The sequence below is a fragment of the Teredinibacter waterburyi genome, from assembly GCF_001922985.1.
Classification (GTDB): Bacteria; Pseudomonadota; Gammaproteobacteria; order Pseudomonadales; family Cellvibrionaceae; genus Teredinibacter; species Teredinibacter waterburyi.
The window spans coordinates 51,549-57,780 of the sequence record NZ_MRUH01000085.1; the positions used below are offsets into that span (position 1 = coordinate 51,549).

A 6,232-nucleotide genomic window follows, 5' to 3' on the forward strand; every position below is an offset into this window, starting at 1 on the left:
TGTGTTTAGCAGCACGACTAACTTAGCGCCCCGAGACGGGGTAGTTAGGTGCTTCCTTGGTAATACTGACATCGTGAACATGGCTTTCACCCATACCAGCCGAGGTAACACGTACAAATTCAGGCTTGGTACGCATAACTTCAATATCTATCGAGCCGGTATAGCCCATTGCCGCACGCACGCCCCCCATCAACTGATGCACGATTGCGCTCAACGAGCCCTTGTAAGGAACACGACCTTCAATACCTTCCGGCACGAGCTTCTCCATGCCCTGGCTTGAGTCTTGAAAATAGCGGTCCGAAGAACCTTGGGTTTTCGACATAGCGCCGAGAGAGCCCATGCCGCGATAGGACTTGTAGGTCCGCCCTTGATACAGCTCTACCTCGCCTGGTGCCTCTTCTGTACCTGCAAACATTGAACCCATCATGATGGCGTGAGCCCCAGCGACCAACGCCTTAGCGATATCGCCAGAATAGCGAATGCCGCCATCGGCGATCACAGGAATACCAGTACCTTTTAGCGCATCGACAACATTGGCGATAGCCGAGATCTGTGGCACACCAACACCACTGACAATACGTGTAGTACAAATAGAACCGGGGCCAATACCAACCTTTACCCCATCCGCACCAGCTTCTACCAATGCCAATGCCGCTTCACCGGTAGCAATATTGCCACCAATCACCTGCACCTGAGGGTAGGTTTTCTTAATTTTAGCAACTCGATTTAAGACGTTTTTTGAGTGGCCGTGGGCGGTATCTACCACCAACACATCAACACCGGCCTCAACCAGTGCTGCAACGCGATCATCTGTATCTGGGCTAGTGCCTACGGAGGCACCTACACGTAAACTGCCATCAGCGTCTTTACACGCGTTTGGATAATTTTCCGCCTTGTTAATATCTTTGACCGTAATCAGTCCTCGCAACTCAAACGCATCGTTAACAACCAATACTTTTTCGATACGGTGCTTGTGTAACAACGCCTGCACTTGCGAAGCATCTGTGCCTTCTTTAACGGTAACCAACTTCTCTTTTGGCGTCATGATACTGGCGACAGAGGCGTCTAAGTTCGTTTCAAAACGCACATCACGTCCGGTCACTATACCGACAAGGTCACCGTTATCTAACACCGGCACACCCGAAATATTGTGCTTACGCGTAAGGTGAATCAATTGGCTTATCGTTGCACTGGAGTCGATAGTAATAGGATCTTTAACCACGCCAGCTTCAAATTTCTTAACCGCACGCACTTCTTTCGCCTGCTGCTTTATGGTCATACTTTTATGAATAATACCGATGCCGCCTTCTTGCGCTAACGCAATGGCGAGTTTCGCTTCGGTTACGGTATCCATAGCCGCCGACAATAACGGAATATTTAGCGTAATCCCGCGTGTTAATTGCGTTTTCAGACTAACGTCTTTGGCGGTCACATCTGAGTAACCGGGAACCAATAAAACATCGTCGAAAGTAAGGGCTTCCTGAGCAATCCTCAACATAGAAATTACAACCTCAAGCAAGATAGTAGCGCTTCAGTCTGTTTTGGCGTGCCAATAAAGCACTTAACAACCTGAAAGCACGGGGGGAAATAAACCCGACATTATAGGGTGAAGTAAGCACTGGGTAAACATGATGCGAAATTAAACTCTACATAAGCACAAACACACAAGCGCAGCGCGAATGGGTTAGAATGACGACCTCTGAGCCCAACGCCATACACTCGTCAATTCGAGACACTTCACCGATGTTAGAGCAAGATAACCTACCAATTGATGACAATGCACGTAGAGTGCTTTCGGTAACCGAACTAAATCGCAAAGCAAAATCGCTACTGGAAATACACCTACCGCTGATGTGGGTTCAGGGCGAGATCTCTAATATTTCGCGCCCTGCGTCTGGGCACATGTACTTCACCCTTAAAGACGAGCGCGCTCAAGTACGTTGCGCAATGTTCAAAAGTCGTAATAACCTTACAAAAATCACCCCTAAAACAGGTGATATGGTGCAGGTACGCGCACGCGTTAGCCTTTACGAAGGTAGAGGCGATTACCAACTAATCGTTGAACATATGGAAGCCAGTGGTTTCGGCTTGCTGCAGCGCCGCTTCGACGAACTCAAACAATTGCTACAGGCAGAAGGTTTATTCGATCCAGAACGCAAACGGCAGCTACCTGAGATACCTAAGCATATAGCGATCATCACCTCACCCACCGGGGCCGCCGTGCGAGATATGCTAACGGTGCTGAAGCGACGCTTCCCGGCCATTCCAATTACAATCGTCCCTTCGGCAGTTCAGGGTGATGACGCCCCAAAACAATTGCTGGCAGCGCTCGATAGAGTGGAAGAGTCTAAGCGCTTTGACGTTGTTGTGCTATGTCGCGGCGGTGGCAGCCTGGAAGACTTGTGGGCATTCAATCACGAAAAACTTGCGCGCAGAATTGCAGGCTTCCCTATTCCTGTTGTCAGCGCCATAGGCCATGAGGTCGACTTCTCTATTGCCGATTTTGTTGCCGATGTGCGCGCACCCACTCCGTCTGCAGCTGCCGAACTACTCTGTCCAAATAGCGCTGACTACGAGGTCGCCTTCCTTAATGCAGCACTCAGGCTAGCGCGCTTAATTCAAACCAAGATAGCGAGTGAAAAAACGCGTTTACTTCACCTGAGGCAATTAGTTAAACACCCAGGAGAAAAAATCCAAACCTGGGCGCAGCGAACCGATCAATTAGAACTGCGTCTAGTTCGCGCACTTCGAGTACAGCAACAAACACGTTCTGCGAAAGTAGCAACTCTAGCCAGACAACTAAAAGCCCAAACACCAGCGCGAGCCATCAAACTTAGCCGTACAAATCTTGGTCGTCTACAGGCTCAACTGAACACTTCGATAAAACGGGCGCTACACAGCCGGCAACAACTGTTTGCAAACACTGTCGCCCAACTAGAGTTAGTCAGCCCGTTAAATATTTTGCAAAGAGGCTACAGTATCGCTCGCAACGCCCGCGGCGAACTTATCCGCTCCGCAAACCAAATTACCATCAACCAACATATCAATATCACCCTCGCAGACGGAAACCTGCAAGCAGCCGTGACTGCAACCAATCCAAGCAAAAATAAAGCAAACTAAAGCTTGATATGAATCGTTTGCGGTTCTAAAGCACAGGGCTTAGACTTGCACCTCAATTGTCGGGGTGCTTGCCAGCTGGCTCGCTGAGATTATACCCGTAGGACCTGATCGAGATTATGCTCGCGTAGGCAACAAATATGACCGAAGCACTGCCCCCCAGAGGCGACAACATCGCCCCTTCCTTGAATAAAACAAGCGCTTCAACCGCGCACTCAAAACGCAATTCACAAAACATTGCGGTTGTTGGTGCTGGACTACTCGGCCGACTTTTAAGCTGGCGCTTGCTGTCCGCTGGGCATAGCGTAACCCTCTACGAAAGAGACTCTTTCGAAAATTCCCGCGCCGCCGCGTTCACAGCTGCCGGCATGATCTCTCCGATGAGTGAAGTGGTGGTCGCAGATCGATCCATATACGAAATGGGTTTACACTCGATGCGTCTCTGGCAGGAATGGCTGCATCAATACCCCCAACACTTTAGCGGGGCTTATCAGCAGCAAGGTTCACTTGTTGTTGCTCACCCTCAGGATGAGAGCGAATTAGCGCAATTCTACCAAGATTTAAATTACCACCTAGGCACTGACAACGATGCTCGTTGGCTAGACCAAAGCGAACTCAAACAATTAGAGCCCGACTTAAGCAACACACTGCAGAGAGGCTTATTTCTACCGCGAGAAGCGCACATAGACAATCGCCACTTTTTAAACAGTAGCCTAACGCTGCTGCAGCAATTAGGGGCCAACTTACAAGCCAACGCCAACGTAAGTCTCAATGATCAGGCCCTATGCAACGAACAAGCGTTAAGCCCATGTGACCTTATCGTCGATTGCCGCGGCATTGGATTAAAGCCAAACAACCCGCATATTCGCGGTGTTCGAGGTGAAGTACTTAGAGTCGAGAGCACAGAAATTCAGTTGGCTCGCCCCGTTAGGCTTATGCACCCACGCTACAAGCTTTACGTAGTGCCACGCCCGAACCACCAATTTATTCTTGGCGCCACTGAAATTGAGAGCGAAGATCGCTCCCCTGTTAGCATTCAATCGAGCCTCGAACTCAGCAGCGCGCTTTACACACTGAGCCCAGCATTTGCCGAAGCAAGAATTATTGAGATGGACGTTAATTTACGACCGAGCTTACCAGACAACCTACCGGCAATTTTTCAGCGTAAAGTTAATGCTAATCAAGCCAGCGCCATTGATGTGATTGAATTAAATGGTTTATTTCGCCATGGTTACCTACTCGCGCCAACTATGGTAGAGCAAGCACTAGCACTCATCGAACAAAACGGCTCGATACAGCCTTTTAGCGATCAGCTATTAAAGAAATGCCCAACCCAGAATAGCTCTCTATAAAAGCGAGAGCTCAGAAAAATGGAAATCAACAAAGACATTTTATGATTGAAATAAGCCTAAATGGCGAGCTCACCAAAGTAGCTGCCAACACCAACCTCGCGCAACTAGTTGCCCAGTTCAGCAACGCAGAAAAACCCGTCGCCGCAGCCATTGACGGCGACTTTGTGCCGCGCTCAGCACATGCGCAAACACAACTTAAAAGTGGCGATAAAATCGATTTGGTTAGCCCTGTTGGTGGAGGTTAATAGCATGACACTTGCCAACAACAATGATTCGCTAACACTATATGACGAGACATTTACCAGCCGTTTTCTACTCGGCACCGCCCTTTACCCGTCGCCGCAAGCAATGCTCGACTCCATCGCGGCCTCACGCAGCGAAATCGTCACCCTAGGACTGCGCCGACAAAGTCCAGAAGAAAATGGCGGCGCTGCCGTTTGGCAATTGATTAAATCTAGCGGCTGCAAGCTGTTACCGAATACAGCTGGCTGTAAATCGGTAAAGGAAGCCATAACAACAGCAGAAATGTCTCGCGAATTGTTTGAAACAGACTGGCTCAAACTCGAAGTTATCGGGGATGACTACAACTTACAGCCCGACCCCTTTGCCTTGCTTGAAGCCGCAGGCGAACTTATTAAACGCGGTTTTAAAGTACTACCCTACTGCACCGATGACTTAGTACTCTGCCAACGTCTCGTGGATGTCGGTTGCAAAGTGCTTATGCCTTGGGGTTCACCTATCGGCACAGGGCAAGGCCTTCTAAACCGTTACAATTTACGCACGATTCGCGAGCGCTTACCCAATATCCCCATGATCATTGATGCAGGCCTAGGCGCCCCCTCACAAGCTATGGAGGCTATGGAGATGGGCTTTGATGGCGTACTATTAAACACCGCAGTCGCAAAAGCGCAGAAACCCGCGTTAATGGCAAAGTCCTTCGCCGACGCGATTGACGCGGGAAGAATGGCTCATAGCGCAGGCCTAATGCTAAAACGACAAACTGCCAGCGCCAGCACCCCAACCATCGGCCAGCCTTTTTGGCACCAAAATAGATAACCTGATATGGCGAAACGACTTCCTAGGTAATACACTTTTCAACCAAGTTAAAGATCAACAATTAATCCACAACAATGACGTTCCAAGATCACAGGTACTAACAATTCTAGTGCCATTACGCTCAACAACCTTCATCACGGAGAGCCCCAATGTTTAAGTTCAACGCCCTAATAAAAATCGCAACCGTATTAGCAACCACATGCGTCGGCGCCACGCTCCTAGTTAGTGCAGCCAGCTACGCCCAACAGGACGCTCAACAAAACGAAGCCAGCACAATGGATAGCAGCACAGAGAACGTCACAGCTAATGAAAGTACAAGTAGCAAGAGTATTTGCGTTCTTCAAGGCTTAGTACGACGTGTAGAAGTGGTATACGAAATTCCTGGCGAGAACCTTCCATGCGCAGTCAACTACTACAAAGACAGTGAAGCCCCCGGAGAGGTCAATACGCTTTGGAGCGCGCAAAATATAGATGGCTATTGCGAAGAAAAAGCTGGAAATTTTGTAGGCAAGCTAGAGTCTTGGGGCTGGATTTGCAACGAAAAATAAAGCCTCATTAGCACATTAGTAAAACAGTCGAGCACGAGTGGCTACCTATCTGAGTATCTAGATGACTACCACAGGTTATAAAACTCAGCTTAGCCATCTATTCGTTCTTTCACACAGATCAAAGTGAAACGTTTCCAATCAAAAAAATGCCGCGCTATT

At 48.9% G+C, this 6,232-nt stretch carries 6 protein-coding genes and 1 riboswitch; of the genes, 5 read left to right on the plus strand and 1 reads right to left on the minus strand.

All coding sequences use genetic code 11. The annotated features are described in order from the left end of the window. Nucleotides 1-22: 22 nt before the first annotated feature. Entirely contained in the window at nt 23-1,498 is a 1,476-nt protein-coding gene (gene guaB / locus IDZ20_RS06170; RefSeq protein WP_188150557.1) for an IMP dehydrogenase, read from the minus strand. 191 nt (nt 1,499-1,689) lie between these two features. On the opposite strand from guaB, the gene xseA reads away from it, so the two are divergent. The 5 genes from xseA to IDZ20_RS06195 all read left to right on the plus strand — a co-directional run bounded on the left by xseA (nt 1,690) and on the right by IDZ20_RS06195 (nt 6,073). Then, nucleotides 1,690-3,120: an exodeoxyribonuclease VII large subunit gene (xseA, locus tag IDZ20_RS06175; RefSeq protein WP_245792150.1), complete on the plus strand. Its 1,431-nt coding sequence runs from the start codon at nt 1,690-1,692 to the stop codon at nt 3,118-3,120. A gap of 50 nt (nt 3,121-3,170) precedes the next feature. Beyond that, nucleotides 3,171-3,268, plus strand: a riboswitch (TPP riboswitch). Beyond that, nucleotides 3,258-4,469 carry a glycine oxidase ThiO gene (thiO, locus tag IDZ20_RS06180; RefSeq protein ID WP_188150558.1) on the plus strand — a complete coding sequence of 404 codons (1,212 nt, stop codon included), beginning with the start codon at nt 3,258-3,260 and terminating at the stop codon, nt 4,467-4,469. It overlaps the preceding riboswitch by 11 nt. Before the next feature lie 41 nt (nt 4,470-4,510). After that, a complete protein-coding gene (thiS, locus tag IDZ20_RS06185) occupies nt 4,511-4,714 on the plus strand; it encodes a sulfur carrier protein ThiS (RefSeq protein ID WP_188150559.1) in 204 nt (67 codons plus the stop codon). A gap of 4 nt (nt 4,715-4,718) precedes the next feature. Then, complete coding sequence (locus IDZ20_RS06190; RefSeq protein WP_188150560.1) at nt 4,719-5,525, plus strand: thiazole synthase; 807 nt, start codon at nt 4,719-4,721, stop codon at nt 5,523-5,525. A gap of 149 nt (nt 5,526-5,674) precedes the next feature. After that, complete coding sequence (locus IDZ20_RS06195) at nt 5,675-6,073, plus strand: hypothetical protein (RefSeq protein WP_188150561.1); 399 nt, start codon at nt 5,675-5,677, stop codon at nt 6,071-6,073. The last annotated feature ends 159 nt before the right edge of the window (nt 6,074-6,232 follow it).